The following is a 15,430-nucleotide window of genomic DNA, read 5'->3' on the forward strand; positions in this document are numbered from 1 at the left end:
CTATCTTATCATGGTTAAAATCATTAGTCAACAACTTTTTTAAAATAATTTAAGTCGTTTACTATCAGTCTTGCTCATTTTGACGAGTCAACGTTAACAACTATACTCTCTTACTATAAATGAGTCAACTATTTTTTTATAAAGTTTTAAAATACAAGCCTCTAACATATATATACTTTGGAGGTGAGCATACTGATTAAAAGAATACTGCTACTGATGATAGTAATGTTAGCTATTCTACTCGTCTTTATTCCGACTAAAAACAATTTACTTAGTGTATTTCGGTTAACAGATGAGCCAAACGTTATTTTAAAGGGAACATACGGAAAGGCATTAACAATTGATCTTTCATATGCCGACGAGGAATTTATCAAATGGCTAAACGAAACAAAATCTCCTTACCCATTATTAATGGTAGACCCAGCATTATTAGAACGTTCTAAAACTCTCGTAAAAGTCATTAAGTCTAAAAACATTCCTGTTGGTTTATTAGGCAAAAGCAGTGAAATATATGAGGAAAACCCATCTCAACTGGAACAAGATATAGAATTGTTCAACACCATTATGAAACAACCTCCACTTTGGTTCAGAACGAAAGATTACATCTTCCTGCCAAACGTTTCAAATGCTTTATGGAAACAAAAGATCAATATGTTAGCAGCGTCTAAAATGGGCACAAATTCAAAAGAAATAAAGGTTTCAAACGGAGACATTATTGCCATCCCTTATCATCAAGAAGAAAGAATCACCATAAAAAACTTAGAGCGACTAATTGAGAGTAACCAATTTGGACAAATTGAAGAAGTTATTTTTGGTTATTCCGCAACCACTAAAAAGTATCCTAAATAGAAAGAAGGCTATTTCACCATAACCAGGGAAATAGCCTTTCTTTACTTTTGTTTCGCTTTTTTGCGGTTTGTTTGTTGATTATTCGCTTGTTGTTTTGTAGCGTTGGCATTATGTTCTTTACGGCGCTCTTCCCTTTTCTTCAAATCAGCTGCTGATTGTGCATTATATTTAGGTAACTCCAGTAGTTGGAATGCATTAACAGCCAAAATTGGGAATAATAAAATCGTGATATATTGATTGCCTCCTTCAGTACGAACCCAAAGCGCAATCAACCATTCGATAATACTTACAAAAACCATGAAAAATAAAGCGGAGATAAGGATATGCTTTTTATTCGTCATTTTGACTTTTTTGATAGCCGTCAAAAAAGCAGCTACTAATAATACCGCTAATAAACCTATGTATAGGAACCAATCATTTGCAGTATCGGCATATGGCCTAAAACGGAAATAGACCACATCTGCAATCGCTATAATCATCAACAATAGTTGTACCCAATTCCACAAAGTTAATGAGCGGAAAATATTTACCCCGATTTGATGCACCGTCAGATAGGCAAAATACCCCATTTGGCAAACCATGCTAATTGTAAATCCAAGAAATACAAACCACAATAAGCCGCTGATTGCTTCAGTTAGTTCACCATTAGAAAAATGCGGTCCATAAAAATTTCCCCACCGAACGATTAAACTCATAACCCCAGTGACCAAGCCGCCTATAATCAACGCTCTTAAAGCAAACTTCAACCAATTACGTATCGTCACAACGAGTGTCCTCCATTTTTTTAGAAGTTCTTGTTTCATTCTAACATGAATATTTAAAAAATCTATTTCTTCTCGTTCCCCATACATATTACACGGGCTTTTGTGAACAATAAATGAAACGACTGATACACAAAAGTGAGGGAAGGTTATGTATAAAAAAGCCATTATCTTTACATTTCTTCTTGCTCTTTTAACAGGTTGTTCCGCTGCTGCTCCTCCTCAAAGCCAATCGTATGAAGATATAAAAAAATCCACTCTAGATGCATTGCAAACAGAGGAAGGAAAAAAGGTCATACGAAAACTTCTAGAAGATCCGGCCATGAAGGATATGCTTGTGCTCGAGCATGATGATGTCAATTCTGCTATAGAGGACACATTGCTTTCTAAAAAGGCCGAAGAATATTGGAAAACCCAATTTGAAGATCCTAAATTCCGCGAAACATTTGCTAAAAGCTTGAAAAAGGAACAAAAGGATCTCCTGAAAGATTTAATGAAGGATGCCTCTTTCCAAAAAGACTTGGAACAATTTTTCTCTCAACCCGATATGCAAAAACAATTAGAAAAAATCATGAAATCAGCAAGCTCTAAAGAAGATTTAGAAAAAGTGATTGCTGAAGTCATAAAAAGCCCAATGCTACAAGAAAAGTGGGCAAAGCTAATTGAATCGTCAGGAGAAAAGTCTAAGTCTTCAGATGGCGGTGGCGGCAGTGATGGTGGCCAAGGTGGCGGTGGCGGCGGCTCCGGTAAAGGAGTTGGCGGTAAGTAAGCATGAAAAAGGGATGAAGCATTTAGCTTCATCCCTACTTTTTTACCTTAATCTGCTTGCTCTAATTTATCACTTACACGCTGTGCAATTTCTAAATAAATTTGACCTGTTGAATGATTTTTGGCATAAACAGATGGCGCAAAATCAACTTCATTCCAATCTGGTTGTCCTAAAGGTATTTGGCCAAGTAAATCAGTTCGCAATTCATCGGCTAGCTTTGGACCGCCGCCTTTTCCAAATACATATTCTTTTTCACCTGATACATCAGATTGGAACCAAGACATATTTTCAATCACACCAAGAATTGTATGCTCTGTTTTGATAGCCATAGCACCAGCACGAGCTGCTACGAATGCTGCAGTTGGGTGTGGCGTTGTTACAACGATTTCATTTGATTCAGGCAACATTTGGTGAATATCAAGCGCAACATCCCCAGTGCCAGGAGGAAGGTCTAATAATAAGTAATCTAAATCTCCCCACTCAACATCACGGAAGAATTGATCCAATACTTTGCCTAGCATAGGTCCGCGCCATACAACTGGTGCATTATTTTCGACAAAGAAGCCCATTGAAATCATTTTTACTCCAAATCGTTCCACAGGGATTATACGATTCTCTTCTACAATTGGCATAGTTTGTACACCCATCATATCCGGTACACTAAAGCCATAGATATCTGCGTCAATTAAGCCTACTTTTTTCCCTAAACGTGATAAAGCAACCGCTAAATTGACAGCGACAGTAGATTTCCCCACTCCGCCTTTACCTGACGCAATGGAGATGAATTTCACTTTATTTAAAGGCGATAACAAATCCTGTGCTTCTGCACGAGTGGCAGTTCCACGGAATTGCTCGATATTTTCTTGAGGAAGTTCTTGGAATCTGATGCCGACTGTTTTAAATCCTGCTTCCTTTAATGTATTGACGATTTCCATTTGAAGAGAAAGTTGTTCAGGTGTATTTGTTTTCGCAATCGCAATTTTTACACTGACATGTTCTTTCTCTTCTTTAATTGAAACCTCTAAAACCCCACCAGTTTCCTTTAAGGATTTATGTAGAAAAGGATCTTTTAATGCTCCCACTAATTCCAGAACTTGTTGTTCATTAATCACTGTAGACACTCCTCTATTGCGTTTGCCTTTAGTATATCATAACGCTTACAAATAAGTATTATGGCATATCTTATTCAATAGAGGATTCAGAATAACGTTCAATGCCATTCACAATAGCTTCCGCCATTTTTCGTTGATAATCAGGAGAAGACAATAGCTCTGCTTCTTCAGGATTACTTAAAAAGCCGGTTTCAACTAATACAGCTGGCATTTTCACTTTTTTCAGCAAATATACTTGCTTTATTGCTAGTGCCTCACGATTTGTATTTTTTAGGTTCTCCTTGATGGAGTCTTGGATAGAATTAGCTAACAATTCTCCTGCTGGATGCCCATTCGCATGGTAAAACACTTGAGCTCCGCGCCACTTTGTTTCAGGAATAGCATTTGCATGTATGCTTAGGAATAAATCCGGTTTTTCCTTGTTCACTAATTTTTCTCTTAAGAATATGTCTTGCTTTTTGCGTTCTCTCAAAGTGTTAAATTCAGCTTTAGGTGTATGCTCGGCGATCACATCATCATTCTTTGATCTTGTCATATATACCATTGCGCCTTTTTTCTTTAAAAGCTTTTCCACTTCTTTCGTAATAGCCAACGTTACATTTTTTTCAATCAACTTATCTGTAGACGCCCCTCCATCAATCCCCCCATGCCCCGCATCCAATGCTATCTTGACACCACCCAAGGTCTCGGAAATAAAGAATCCGCGATTAGATGCTTTGGTCTCATACACAACTATGAAAATACAAGCTACTAAAACAACACTCCATATCATCCAACGTTTCAATCACAGACACCACCTTTTTACCATACCATATGCGGAAGACTGTCCCGATATGTCGGTAGCATAAGCAAAACAAAAACCCCTTCTCTGCTGTATGAGAAAGGGGCTTTGTTTATTAGTATTAATAAGCGCGGGCAAACCACACTGTATGTTTTGCTTCTTTGCCACAATTTAAGCATGTATGCTTTGTTGTTGGCGGATTGAATGGTATGTTTCGCGTAGTGAATTTTGTTTTTTCTTTTATCGTTTCTTCACACGCATCATCTCCACACCAGCCAGCTAAAACCCAACCAGGAATGGTTTCTTGTTCTTTAGACTTTTCTAAATGGGTTGTTAAATCATCTAATGTTTCAATATGCGTGTGTGAATTCTCTGTTCGGAAAGCTTTTGCTTTTTCTAAAAGACGCTTTTGCATCATTTCAAGTTCTTTTTCTACATGTTCAATGACAGCATCTAAAGATACCGAGACTTTTTCATCCTCATCGCGTGCTTTCATTAAAGCTTGCTGATTTTCTAAGTCACGAGGACCTAGCTCAATACGGACAGGAACACCTTTCAGCTCCCATTCATTAAATTTATAGCCGGGCGATTGATCTGAATCATCCAGACGAACACGAATACCTTTCGCTTTCAATGCTGCGAAAATTTCATCGAGTTTCTCAATAATGGCAGGATTCTTTTTCCATGGACCGACCGGAATAAGCACCACTTGTGTAGGTGCTATCTTTGGTGGCAAGACAAGGCCTTTTTCGTCTCCGTGAACCATAATAACAGAACCAATCAAACGTGTAGATGTTCCCCAAGAAGTTGTATGCACGTAAGTATGCTTGTTTTCTTTATTCAAGTATTTGATATCAAATGCTTCCGCAAATTTTGTACCTAAATAATGAGAAGTCCCCGCTTGTACAGCTTTTCCGTCTTTCATCATCGCTTCAATAGAGAAAGTATCAACCGCACCAGCAAAACGTTCTGATGGTGTCTTTTGCCCATCATAAACAGGGATAGCAAGAAGTCCTTCAACTACCTCTTTATATATAGATAGCATTTGCATCGTTTCTTTGCGTGCTTCTTCTTCATCTACATGTGCAGTATGACCTTCTTGCCACAGGAACTCGGATGTACGAATGAATGGAAGAGTTTTCTTTTCCCAACGGAATACATTTGCCCATTGGTTAATTAAAACTGGAAGGTCTCTGTAGCTTTTAATCCAGTTTGAATATAAATGGCCAATCATCGTTTCAGAAGTTGGACGTAATGCCAAACGCTCTTCTAATTCTTCTCCTGCTGCTTCTGTCACCCAAGGAAGCTCTGGTGAAAATCCCTCAATATGGTCCTTTTCTTTTTGGAAGAAAGATTCAGGAATTAACATTGGGAAGTATGCATTGCGGTGCCCCGTTTCTTTAAATCGTTTATCCATCTCCGCTTGGATATGTTCCCATATCTCATAGCTGTCAGGTTTGAATGCAATACATCCACGTACTGGAGTGTAATCAATCAAATCTGCTTTTTGAATTGTATCAATATACCATTTTGAAAAATTGTTTGTCATTTGAGACATTTTCTTTTCCTCCTTAGAAAAAATAAAAAAAGCATAAAGCGTCCAAATAAGGACGTCTTTATGCTAGTAGACGTGGTACCACCTTAGTTCGGCGTAAATAAACTTTATGCCCTCTAAACGTTTATAACGAAACGACTCGGTTAGCTTTTCACTAACATCTCCGTGGCAGGGTTCAATAAGAAGAGGTGATATAGCTTCCAGCCTAGGCTATACTTTCTGGTTCACAATTCTTATTTACTTGATCACTTCACTGATTATATATATAAACAAATATATCAACTTGTTTCAGATACTTCAATCATTAGTATCAACACAAATGCTAATTTGTATACCATATTAACATATTCTTTTTCTAATATGGATAGAAGATTTATAAGTCTGCTCCCCCTACCGTTACTTTCGACGATGGATAGGGGGTTTTATAATTGGTTCTTCTATCAAATGGTTCACGATAATAACACGTTTTTCAATTGACTTTCTGATTAAATTAAAATAAACTACTAACATACTTTTTAAAAAGTACTTTGATTAAAGTATTTTAAATAAAGCATAAATGAATTTAGCAAAAGGAAGGATTCAACAAATGAAGTTTACTCAATTCTTAAAAACAAAAGGGGCAATCGGAGCCATATTCATGGGCATTTTTTATGCGGTTGCCATGTTAGGGATCTTCTTGCCTGGCTATTCAGCAATCCCAGGAAATATAGATAAATTACCAATTGCCATAGTTAATGATGATTCTGGTGAATACGGTGCAAAGATTGCCGATCAGTTACAAGAGAAGTTACCGTTTAAAAAAATTGAAATGGATTTAACAAATAAAAAAGCCTTAAAGGATTTAGAGCATAATGATTTAGCGTTAGTTGTACACATTCCAAAAACATTCTCTAAGAATATGCAAAAAGGTGAAACATCTTCAAGCATCGACTTTACAATCAATGAAGCCGGAGCTACAACCGTTTCCTCTTCTATCAATTCTGTCATTACGGCAATCAATAACCAATTTAGCACTCAATTTTCTCAACAGACAGCAGAAGGCATTCTAATGAACGTGAATGTACCAAAAGAGCAAGCGGCTGAATTAGCTAAAAAGATTGAAACGTCGTATGTAGGAAACGTCGTAAAAATTAACGAGATGCCAGATGGTATGAATAATAACATGTTGCCAATGTTCTTAACGATGGCTGGTTATACAGGTGCGATGATTGGTGCCATGCAATTAGTAGGCGTATTCAAGGGCAGTCGTGGAAAAGCAAGTAAAACTCGCTCATTCTGCTATGTACAATTAACAGCATTGTTAGTGGCAGTAGTATCATCACTAGCCGGTACAGGGATTGCATATTTAATTAATAAACCGAGCGGTAGCCTATTCTTCAGCGTATTAGGACACCAAATTCTTAATTACATGGTCTGCTTCAACTTCACGGCTATTTTAATCTTTTTAGTTGGAGAAGTAGGCATGATTTTCAACTTACCAATTTTACTCATTCAAACACTAGCAAACGGCGCGACTATTTCCCGCGATATGATGTACTTGCCTTATAAATGGATGAGCTATATTTCACCAATGTATTACTCTGTACAAGGATACTTTGCTGACTTATACGGAAGTATCAGTGCAAGTCCATATATTTGGTCAATGGTTGCAGTCGGTGCAGCTGCTATGTTGATTAACATTGGGATTGTTGCATTTATTCACAAACCTATCCCAGTAGAGGAATCTTCCACTGAAACAGACAAATTAAAGAATTCGTCTGAAGCAACTATCTAGTTTTTGTTACAATAGAGTTAACATGCTTCTTGAAGGAGTGTTAGTAATGTCTATTCAAATCTTTATATTGAGCAAACTGATGGAGGGTGCCAACTACCCTTATAAATTAAAAAAACACCTATCCGATCCAATTCCATTAGATCAAATAGCTGGATTAACAGAAAGTAAGCTATATTATAATTTTGACTCCCTAGCTAAAAAAGGGTTGATTGAAATTATTGAAATTAAAAAAGAAGAAAATCGACCAGATAAGCAAGTTTTTGCGATTACCGAAAAAGGTCGCGAAGAGCTGCCCAAGCTCATATACAAGTTATTTGAGAATGCCAAAGAAATTACAGATATGGTCGTGGGCATAGCAAATATCAAATATGTGAACCGAGAAAAAGTAATAGAGATATTAGAAAAGAAAGCTCGAACTATTGAAAGCCAATGGGCGCACGTAATTGGGTTCAAAGACCAGATTGAGCTAGATGAAGATAGTGAGAAGTTTGTAAACTACATGACAGGTTATGTATCAACTAAAACGGAACACACGATTCTCTGGCTTGAGGAACTAATTAATCGAATTCAACAAGGGCAGCTATAACAGATGAAAGCAGTCAGTTTTCCTAATAAAGGAGAACTGGCTTTTTTCTAACATTAATTGATAAGAACTTATATATCAAACCTCTTTCCGCTGCTATAACAGAAAGAGGTTTTTCTGATAAATATGCATGTTCAATTTTGTACATCAAACAAGATAATGATACGATGGCTCATTCTACCAAGGCCCAGGCAATATTGTTTTTAAAAACACGTAAACGAGCTAATTCTCCTTGTATCAATACCAAAAATCACCCAGGTCCAACCAGTCCATCTGAAACCTGAAACGGATCTTGAACCTACGAAAACAGGATAGTACCAAAATGCGTCACCATTGTTTAGCCATACGTACGTATTACGGAACAGACACATTCTAATTGCTCCTGGATCTACGGCTAATGGCGAAACAGTTGTTGACTGTTGCGGAGTAAATGATGGGGGCGGAGCAGTTGGTGCCTGTGAAGTGCCTGGCGTTCCAGGAAATGATGGTCCTGGAGAACTTGGTATCCCCGGTATTCCTGGAAATGAAGACCCTGGAAAACTTGGCATTCCTGATGACCCAGGGAAACTTGGAAATTGGAATGGATTATTCATTTTAAAAATCACCACCTTAAATAAAACTCTAAAGTAGTGTATGTTGTATTGTCCTTTTGTGTTCAATTACTCTCAGATCAAATAGAGTACCAATTGATACAAAATAAAAAAAGAATACCCTGATATATGGGCATTCTTACTGTTTTTATTTTTTTTGCTTCGGATCTAGGATTGATCTTAATTCCTTTATATCCTCTTCAGATAAATTATCCTCCTGAATAAACTGTACTAACATAGACTTCAGTGTGCCGCCATAAATACGTTTAATAAACGATTCTGCCTCAGCACGCTGACATTCATCCTGCTCATACAGCGGAAAAAAGGTATACACCCTTTGTTCTTTATTTACTCCCACGACTTCTTTTTTAACAAGACGATCTAAGAGCGTACGTATTGTTTTTGATTTCCAATCAGTTCGTTTCTGTAGGGCGGAGATTACATCATTTGCAGTAAGCGGCGCCTCTTTCCAAAGCACCGTCATCACTTCCCATTCAGACTCTGATATATTGGGAATATTTTTAGACATCATACAACCTCCTTTAGTAGATCAATAATTAATATATCCCCATGTCCTTTAAAATGGACAAAGTTATTTCTGCCGCCTTTTTACCCGATGCCTTTTCTTTTCTCTGAATATTGGTTGCAAAGAAATACGTATTTTTCCCATTCTCAATATATCCAATGAACCAACCATTCACTTCTTTGTTATTGACAGCGCCTGTACCCGTTTTCCCAGAAAGCAGTACCCCATTTTTTTGCTCGAGTTTGATTGCCTTTTTAACCGCTTGGACGTTTTTATCCTTAAACCCTAGCCGATTAGTATAGAATTTTTTTAATAACTGTACTTGTTCAACTGGTGATATTTTTAAAGATGATTCTAGCCAATATTGACTGATTCCGCCCGACATGTCGGAATTGCCATATTTCATTCGTTTTAAATAAGATTCAATGATTGCAGTCTGATTGCGCCTATCTAACTCTTGAAAATACCAGCTCACTGAATTTTTCATCGCAGTCGACAAATTTTGTTTTGAATTCCAAGAATCAAAAGGATACTTGGTCCCATTCCATTTTAGGCTAGAATTTTCACCTGATATAATATCGGACTCCAATCCAATTAATGCACTATAAATCTTGTAAGTAGAATCCGGAGAAACTCGAAGTGTACTTCTATTTTTATTATATATTTTATATTGGTCAGCCTGGTTATCGTATAAGACAAAGCTTCCATCATACCCCTTGAAAAGATTACTCGGATCCAAATAACTAGTCTTTTCACTCGTAAACTCATAACGATTCTGGTTCTGAGCCATAGCTGAAATGAATGGAACCTGACTCCCCACCAATATGCCTAACATCATAAAAACCACTATACTCTTCAGTTTCAAAAGCTTCGATTCCTTTGTATAACAAGCAATATGCTCTATACGGCTTTTCATTTGCTTTTTGAAGCCATTAAATTGATTGGCTAAAATTAGGTTTTTCTGCTGCGAGACTTTCTCTATAAAATGGATAATTGTCAGCCCATATTCTTTGTGATAATTCTCATCTAAGGAAGCTAAAACTGCATAATCGCAGGTGATTTCCCGATCCAATCTCATCTTTCGAAAAGCTAGCCAAACTAGTGGATTGAACCAGTAAATAATTTGGAAAAAGAGGATAAGGTAATTTACAACTGTATCTTTATATTTATAGTGATTAAGTTCATGTAGAAAAATATATTTGATTTCATCTTTTGACAGCCATTGATCAAATTTAGAAGGCAATACAACATAATTTCTTAGAAGACCTATTATCATCGGAGAATTGACAAGCTTTGACTCCCCTACTGCTATCTGTCCCGATATACCTAATTGCTTTTTGCACTGTTCAAATAAAAACAGTATATCTTTATTTACTAAGGGGGATGTTGTTCGTTTAATTTTCTTTATATCAAGCCAAGCAATTATTGCTAGCCATAACATAACTAGCATTCCTGCGATCCATATATAAGTTAATACCGTCCCCAGAAATTCTATATTAATGCGATGAATAGATAAGGAATAATCCTGTATCCAATTCGAATGCTGAGCATATTCAGTATTCGCCAACACTGGTTTTTGTTCATTATGTCGGTTGACACCCAAATCGATAGAAGGATATTTAATAGGCAGTAACTGAAAAGGAAGAAATGGCAGAATCAAGGCCACCATCAATAAAAACCACATATGATATTTCCCTTTTACAGATAACTGCTTTTGGAAAATCTTCCTTCCCAGCATAATTCCTATAACCGTTAAAGAAGAAACTATAAAACAAATGATGAAGTATGTAAAAAGCAATGTTTTCACCTCCATGTCCAATTAAAACAAAATACGTCTATCTTTTATTCATTCGAAGAAGTTAAATAAATTCTCTCTAAAACTACAACTGTAATATTCAAATATTATCATGACGGTTATGGTTTATCAAACCCCCTTTCTACTTATGCATTCTGTAATTCCCCTCTTGTTAAAAAAGGTTGACCAACAAGGATTACAGTTGTAGTATTGTATTACACGTGTAATACATATGATTTGAAAGGTGGAGACGATTTAATCTATTTAAGACAATAATGATGAAATAGAAATGAGGTTATAACTTGAAGAAATTAACGAATATATTATGTAGACTAAATAAAACCCTCTTTTTATCTTTGCTAGGTTTAATCCTGCTAGCTGGTTGCACGAATGCAACTAATTCTTCTGCTGCTTCACCTGAGCATAAAACCACTAAGGAAAAAGGCACGCATACTGAAGCTTTCAAAAAGCTGGAGAGTGAGTTCGATGCCCGTCTTGGTGTTTATGCGATTGATACGAAAACAAAAAAGAGTATCAGCTATCAATCAGATGAACGATTTGCTTTTGCTTCTACTTACAAAGCACTTGCCACAGGTGCCATGCTTAAGCAAAAATCCATGAAGGATCTTGATAAGATTATCACTTACACTAAGGAAGATTTGGTCACCTATTCACCTATCACTGAGAAATACGTAGATACAGGAATGACAGTGAAGGATATTGCGACTGCTGCTATCCGGTATAGTGACAATACAGCAGGAAACCTACTTTTCAATGAATTAGGAGGTCCTAATGGATTTGAAAAAGCCTTAAGGAAGATGGGAGATAAGGTAACACAGTCTAATCGTTTGGAACCTGAATTAAACCTTACCACTCCCGGAGACCTTCGTGATACAAGTACACCGAGAGCACTTGCATCAAATCTTCAAAAATTCGTGATTGGTGATGTACTTCCTACAAAGAAGAAGGCACTCCTAACCGATTTGCTAGTTGGGAACGCCACAGGGGACACATTAATACGTGCAGGTGTACCTAAGGATTGGGTTGTTGCTGATAAAAGTGGAGCAGGGGGCTACGGAACACGTAATGACATTGCTGTTGTTTGGCCACCCGATAGAAAACCAATAGTAATCGCTATCCTTTCTTCTCGCAATACGAAGGACGCAACCTATGATGATGCTCTTATTGCAAAAGCTGCGAAAGTTGTAGTAAACGCTTTAAAATAATATACAAAATAGGACTGAGATCTTTCCGTTCATCATGGTTATACTTGGCCATGTTTATTATAGATTTTATTTTTAAAACCCAGCTACTTTCTTATGGAAGTTAGTTGGGTTTCTTAATTATTTATCCATATGTTACTCGGCCATTAATTCTTGGTTTATTCAAATTTACTCATAAATAATCAAAATACCCTTTCTCGGTACTTCGAGAAATGGTTTGGACACAGTGATTCACACAAAGATCCTGTTATTAAATCAAGAAAGCACCGTACCATAATGCTTTGGTTCCTGTTCCCCATATAACTTCGTTACTGCTTCATCAACTGCATCCCATCCAGTCGTGTTAACTTCTTTCGTCATTATTTTCCCTCCATTTTAAAATGAGTTTATTGTTATCCTTTTCTCGATTAGAGAAGCAATCATCCCTTACACAAGTTTCTATAATATGTATAAATTATAATGATAAATCAGCCTAATTGTAACATATGGTAAAACTGTTCAATCATCATAACTGCCTTTATAGAAATAGTGATCTCTTCTGTTCTTTATGCAATATTTCTACGTGTTACACAGTGTCTGGATTACTAAATAAACAAAAAAGAATGCAACAGCAAAATTTTCTGCCCTCCGTTCTGGCATTAATTCCCCTGTAATTAATTGAGCAAGCTTCTTTGCAACCTCTTTATTTAAAACGAATGCTCCTTTCACATAAATGACGATGCAGAGGAGATTACAAATGTACAACTATATATACTTTGATAAATTTTTTGAAAACTTTTTTTATTCATGATAGGGTGGAGTTGTCCTAAAAAAGGCATTTAATAGAGTTTGAGTCTTCTTAGTTTAAAAATTTAAAAGAAAGAGAGCGATTGTGATTGAGTCGGTAACATCAAAAAAGATGATGAAGATTTTGTTATTTTTAATCAGTGTTATAGCAGGTGTCTTGCTATATGTAGGATTATTTATGAATATCTTGCCTATGTTTTTTGCTAACATGGAGAATATTGAAAAGAACATCTTAGCAATTTTTATAATAACTTTCACTGTCTATGTATTATTGAGCATCATATTTAACCTGGACACTAAAACTGATAGATATATACTCCTGGCACTCTATCTACTGGTTTTAGTATTAGGCTTACTTCGCCCTGATCAGCAATATTCCGCGGAAATTGGATTATATGCCTGGAATCCGTTTGGATTTATTTCTGATATTAAAAGTGATAATTTTTCACTGATTGTTATGGTTATTAATCTCTTAATATTTTTACCAATGTACTTTTTATTAGCATACACAAACATATTAAAAACGTTTATGAAGAGATTAATTGCTTTTGAAGTGTTTGCAATTTTAATCGAATATTTACAAGCTCAATTAAAAGTCGGTATTTTCGACTTAGCCGATATATTTTTATATAATGTGAGTTTTCTTATCGGATATATACTTTGTTTACCAGTTTTAAAAATTTTAAGAAAGCGATTTAGGAACAAATATTGAAGGAGATATTTAATCTTGTAAACATTCTTTTTTGCACTTGTAATTTTGTGCTTAGGTTTAAGTATAATTGGGATGTTCAGCTGCAGCATTTTCTATCATTTACGATGATATATAACCAGATACATATGAATTTATTTTATAAATTATTGGGAGGTAGAAATGGAACAAAAGTTAATTGATCAATTAAACGAGTGGCATGAATCAGATGAACATCAACGAATTATCGATTTCCTTTTAACAATTTCTGATGAAGAACAGGACTATGACTCAATCAGCCTTTTGGCCAGAGCCTATACCAATATGGGGCTTTACGAAGAAGCGCTCTATCACTTTGATAAAATTTCTGAGGCTGGCAAACAGGATTCTCTCTGGCATTATCGGGTAGGGTTTGCTTTATATTATTTAAAGCGTTATGAGGAATCGGCTCAAGCCTTCAGCAGAGCTGATCAACTAGACCCTGGAGATCAATATACAGAGTATTTTTTAACACGGAGCAGCCAAAAAGCGGAGAAGCAGAAAAGAGAAAAACTTCGCCTTTCCAAAAAGAAAGCTTCCATGGCACGTGGCGAATCAGTCAATGGGAAAGTTCTTTTTTCGGATATGTTTTTAGCTAATTTCTGGGAGGAGAGCGAGTATGCGAGAGAGTCTTATCAATCTGAGCTACCGACAGATGATTTAATTGATTCGATAGAGAAAGAGCTTGGATACAAGCTTCCTTCTTCTTATATTGATTTGATGAAGCAACGGAATGGCGGTGTGCCGAACAACACCAACTTCCCAACAAAGGATCCCACTTCCTGGGCAGAGGATCATATTGCCATTACAGGAATCATGGGAATTGGCCGTAAGAAAAGCTATTCTTTGTGTGGAGACTTAGGTAGCCAATTTATGATTGATGAATGGGGATACCCTGACATTGGTGTTGTAATTTGTGATTGTCCTTCAGCCGGACATGATGTTGTTATGTTAGACTATCGAGCTTGCGGTATAGATGGTGAACCAGAAGTTGTTCATGTCGATCAAGAAGACGATTATGAAATTACCTTCCTTGCCGATAACTTTGAAGAGTTTATCAAAGGCCTTGTGAACGATGAAGAATATGATACTTCTGAGGAAGACAAAGAAGAAGATCTGGATAAAGTAGCACATGGCAAATTTTCTCCTCTGCTTGAGGAACTGTGCTCAAGGGTAATCGAAGTAGACCAAGTTGAACAGAAAATCCGCACTATCTGTACACAGATTTGTGAAGAGAAAGGCAATTTTTCTTTTCAAGCTGATGAATTATCGTATCTCATGTATGATGCCCAATTCTGGTTGTATACGAAGTCCTATCCAGACACCAGTCGTGATCAATATGTGGCAGCCTACCCCAAAATAATCGCATTTGGCGGAGAATTTGGTCAAGGTGGATATGCTCCCTCTTTCATTACAGATTGGCTGGATGTCCGCAAAAAAGAAGGACGGATTATACAGGACCACGGTATTATTCGGTTTACTGATTCATATTCAGAAGAAGTTATAAATAAGTTACAAGAAGCCTAAGTTGTGTATACCTCTATAATGAACGGAGCTCGCTTTAAAAGCGGGCTCTTCTCCTTGTAATCTCCTATCTAA

Annotated in this window: 14 protein-coding genes and 1 other annotated feature; of the genes, 7 read left to right on the top strand and 7 right to left on the bottom strand. The window is 36.6% G+C overall.

Going from position 1 to position 15,430, the window contains the following annotated elements:
* The first annotated feature begins 216 nt into the window (after positions 1-216).
* Entirely contained in the window at positions 217-849 is a 633-nt protein-coding gene (locus RST01_RS12800) for a hypothetical protein (RefSeq protein ID WP_066790831.1), read from the top strand.
* Between the two features lie 41 nt (positions 850-890).
* Here RST01_RS12800 and RST01_RS12805 read toward each other — a convergent pair whose 3' ends face one another.
* The gene (locus tag RST01_RS12805; protein ID WP_147197369.1) at positions 891-1,613 is read right to left on the bottom strand and encodes a KinB-signaling pathway activation protein; all 723 of its coding nucleotides are present in this window, start codon (positions 1,611-1,613) and stop codon (positions 891-893) included.
* Positions 1,614-1,761: 148 nt separating this feature from the next.
* On the opposite strand from RST01_RS12805, the gene gerD reads away from it, so the two are divergent.
* Positions 1,762-2,379, top strand: coding sequence for a spore germination lipoprotein GerD (gene gerD, locus RST01_RS12810; RefSeq protein ID WP_066790833.1), 618 nt, complete (start codon positions 1,762-1,764; stop codon positions 2,377-2,379).
* Between the two features lie 47 nt (positions 2,380-2,426).
* Here gerD and salA read toward each other — a convergent pair whose 3' ends face one another.
* The 3 genes from salA to proS all read right to left on the bottom strand — a co-directional run bounded on the left by salA (position 2,427) and on the right by proS (position 5,830).
* Positions 2,427-3,491: an iron-sulfur carrier protein/transcriptional regulator SalA gene (salA, locus tag RST01_RS12815; RefSeq protein WP_147197371.1), complete on the bottom strand. Its 1,065-nt coding sequence runs from the start codon at positions 3,489-3,491 to the stop codon at positions 2,427-2,429.
* 70 nt (positions 3,492-3,561) lie between these two features.
* Positions 3,562-4,275 carry an N-acetylmuramoyl-L-alanine amidase CwlD gene (cwlD, locus tag RST01_RS12820; RefSeq protein ID WP_147197373.1) on the bottom strand — a complete coding sequence of 238 codons (714 nt, stop codon included), beginning with the start codon at positions 4,273-4,275 and terminating at the stop codon, positions 3,562-3,564.
* 118 nt (positions 4,276-4,393) lie between these two features.
* The gene (gene proS / locus RST01_RS12825; RefSeq protein WP_147197375.1) at positions 4,394-5,830 is read right to left on the bottom strand and encodes a proline--tRNA ligase; all 1,437 of its coding nucleotides are present in this window, start codon (positions 5,828-5,830) and stop codon (positions 4,394-4,396) included.
* 45 nt (positions 5,831-5,875) lie between these two features.
* Positions 5,876-6,090: a binding site (T-box leader), on the bottom strand.
* A 323-nt stretch (positions 6,091-6,413) separates the two neighbouring features.
* Between proS and RST01_RS12830 the strand changes: the two genes are divergently transcribed.
* Both RST01_RS12830 and RST01_RS12835 read left to right on the top strand, forming a co-directional pair.
* Positions 6,414-7,601, top strand: a complete 1,188-nt coding sequence (locus tag RST01_RS12830) for a YhgE/Pip domain-containing protein (RefSeq protein WP_147197377.1) — start codon at positions 6,414-6,416, stop codon at positions 7,599-7,601.
* Positions 7,602-7,647: 46 nt separating this feature from the next.
* Positions 7,648-8,187 (top strand): PadR family transcriptional regulator, encoded by a 540-nt coding sequence (locus RST01_RS12835; RefSeq protein ID WP_147197378.1) that lies wholly within the window; start codon positions 7,648-7,650, stop codon positions 8,185-8,187.
* Positions 8,188-8,387: 200 nt separating this feature from the next.
* Here RST01_RS12835 and RST01_RS12840 read toward each other — a convergent pair whose 3' ends face one another.
* The 3 genes from RST01_RS12840 to RST01_RS12850 all read right to left on the bottom strand — a co-directional run bounded on the left by RST01_RS12840 (position 8,388) and on the right by RST01_RS12850 (position 11,107).
* Positions 8,388-8,777: a collagen-like protein gene (locus RST01_RS12840; protein ID WP_147197380.1), complete on the bottom strand. Its 390-nt coding sequence runs from the start codon at positions 8,775-8,777 to the stop codon at positions 8,388-8,390.
* Positions 8,778-8,922: 145 nt separating this feature from the next.
* The gene (blaI, locus tag RST01_RS12845) at positions 8,923-9,303 is read right to left on the bottom strand and encodes a penicillinase repressor BlaI (protein ID WP_147197382.1); all 381 of its coding nucleotides are present in this window, start codon (positions 9,301-9,303) and stop codon (positions 8,923-8,925) included.
* Between the two features lie 28 nt (positions 9,304-9,331).
* Positions 9,332-11,107: a BlaR1 family beta-lactam sensor/signal transducer gene (locus tag RST01_RS12850; protein WP_371859451.1), complete on the bottom strand. Its 1,776-nt coding sequence runs from the start codon at positions 11,105-11,107 to the stop codon at positions 9,332-9,334.
* Between the two features lie 290 nt (positions 11,108-11,397).
* On the opposite strand from RST01_RS12850, the gene bla reads away from it, so the two are divergent.
* The 3 genes from bla to RST01_RS12865 all read left to right on the top strand — a co-directional run bounded on the left by bla (position 11,398) and on the right by RST01_RS12865 (position 15,358).
* Positions 11,398-12,321 carry a class A beta-lactamase gene (gene bla, locus RST01_RS12855; RefSeq protein ID WP_147197384.1) on the top strand — a complete coding sequence of 308 codons (924 nt, stop codon included), beginning with the start codon at positions 11,398-11,400 and terminating at the stop codon, positions 12,319-12,321.
* Between the two features lie 868 nt (positions 12,322-13,189).
* On the top strand, positions 13,190-13,816 hold the full coding sequence (locus tag RST01_RS12860; protein WP_147197386.1) for a VanZ family protein: 627 nt from the start codon (positions 13,190-13,192) through the stop codon (positions 13,814-13,816).
* 159 nt (positions 13,817-13,975) lie between these two features.
* Entirely contained in the window at positions 13,976-15,358 is a 1,383-nt protein-coding gene (locus tag RST01_RS12865; protein ID WP_147197387.1) for an SMI1/KNR4 family protein, read from the top strand.
* The last annotated feature ends 72 nt before the right edge of the window (positions 15,359-15,430 follow it).

Origin of the sequence: Rummeliibacillus stabekisii, from assembly GCF_007988965.1 — a bacterium.
In the GTDB taxonomy this organism is placed as follows: domain Bacteria; phylum Bacillota; class Bacilli; order Bacillales_A; family Planococcaceae; genus Rummeliibacillus; species Rummeliibacillus stabekisii.

Coding starts and splice junctions, on each gene's coding strand:
- RST01_RS12800 (WP_066790831.1), top strand. CDS start 217: ATGATAGTAATGTTAGCTATTCTACTCGTCTTTATTCCGACTAAAAAC.
- gerD (WP_066790833.1), top strand. CDS start 1,762: ATGTATAAAAAAGCCATTATCTTTACATTTCTTCTTGCTCTTTTAACA.
- proS (WP_147197375.1), bottom strand. CDS start 5,830: ATGTCTCAAATGACAAACAATTTTTCAAAATGGTATATTGATACAATT.
- RST01_RS12830 (WP_147197377.1), top strand. CDS start 6,414: ATGAAGTTTACTCAATTCTTAAAAACAAAAGGGGCAATCGGAGCCATA.
- RST01_RS12835 (WP_147197378.1), top strand. CDS start 7,648: ATGTCTATTCAAATCTTTATATTGAGCAAACTGATGGAGGGTGCCAAC.
- RST01_RS12840 (WP_147197380.1), bottom strand. CDS start 8,777: ATGAATAATCCATTCCAATTTCCAAGTTTCCCTGGGTCATCAGGAATG.
- blaI (WP_147197382.1), bottom strand. CDS start 9,303: ATGTCTAAAAATATTCCCAATATATCAGAGTCTGAATGGGAAGTGATG.
- RST01_RS12865 (WP_147197387.1), top strand. CDS start 13,976: ATGGAACAAAAGTTAATTGATCAATTAAACGAGTGGCATGAATCAGAT.